Origin of the sequence: Halobacterium salinarum DSM 3754 (genome assembly GCF_008124605.1) — an archaeon.
GTDB classification, from domain to species: Archaea; Halobacteriota; Halobacteria; order Halobacteriales; family Halobacteriaceae; genus Halobacterium; species Halobacterium salinarum.
The window spans coordinates 1-1169 of the sequence record NZ_VRYN01000039.1 but is presented as its reverse complement, the minus strand read 5'-3'; the positions used below and the strand labels follow the sequence as shown (position 1 = coordinate 1169).

The 1169-nt window shown below is 55.1% G+C and carries 1 protein-coding gene; it reads left to right on the top strand.

Translation table 11 applies throughout. From position 1 onward, the window contains the following. The first annotated feature begins 212 nt into the window (after window positions 1-212). Entirely contained in the window at window positions 213-1043 is an 831-nt protein-coding gene (locus APQ99_RS12450) for an IS5 family transposase (protein ID WP_136361703.1), read from the top strand. Window positions 1044-1169: the final 126 nt, after the last annotated feature.

Sequence of the window (1169 nt, the reverse complement as noted above, 5' to 3'; positions counted from 1 at the left end):
TGATGGTGTGTTCAAGACCAAGCAAGCAGACAGTGAAATCCACGAAGACCAGCTCCTTAACTTTCTCGTCAACACGCTCAGCGATGAAATTGATCGGGTGTGTTTAGACGCCCGGAACCGGGTTGCTTAGCGACTCACGGACTAGTGTTGCCTTCCTAGTAGCTGTCGCTAAATGTCCAACTTACTAGGAAGTGAAGCGGGTAGGTTCGGTTGTGCCAACGAAGCTAGCCCGCTTCACTAGTCGCGTTGTTTCGCTCGCTCAAAAAGCCGTCGTCGGAACCCCGAAACCCGCGTTACGACGCGGTGAAGACGGCTACGCGGACTGGGTGATCGTCTCGATTCACGGCCTCAAAACGTATCTTGATCTTCCGTACCGGCGGCTGCTGGACGTGCTGTACGAGATGCCGCAAATCAGTCGAATTCTCGGCCTAGAACCGACTGAACTGCCCGATTATTCCACCGTCTGTTCGCGGATGCAGGAGCTGAAAATGTCGATCTGGCGGCGACTTTTGCAGCTGTCGGCGGAGCTCCACGATACCGGCGAGATTCAGGCGATCGACGCAACCGGATTCGATCGGCGCGGAGCGAGTCGTCGTTACGCTAAACGGACGAATTACACGTTCAGCGCGGTCAAAACGACGGTTCTCGTTGACTGCGATACGAGTACAATTCTAGATATACACTGTTCGATGAAACGACCACACGATACGCAGATCGGCGAACAGGTGCTCACACGAAATCTTGACCGAATCGAAACGATCACCGCCGACAAAGGCTACGACTGGGACGAATTACGCGGAAATCTAAGGGAAGCGGGCGTGAGACCAGTGATCAAACATCGTGAATTTTCGTCGCTGGACGCCGCTCACAACGCCAGACTCGACGACGAAACCTACCACCGCAGATCCGTCGTCGAGTCAGTTATTCGCACGCTGAAACGCCGCTTCGGCGATACGCTGCGAGCGCGAACCTGGTTCGGGCAATTCCGTGAACTCGCGCTCAAAGCTGCTGTCAAAAATATCGAAGCCGCGCTCAGCCGCTAAACCGCACGATTGTGAGCGTCTAAACACGCCCAATTGATCTTGACCTCGGCGCTACTGCTGAAATCGAAGCTGAGGACATCTACGAGGTCCTCGTCGGCGCATGCGCCGACGGGACATCGGTCTCTA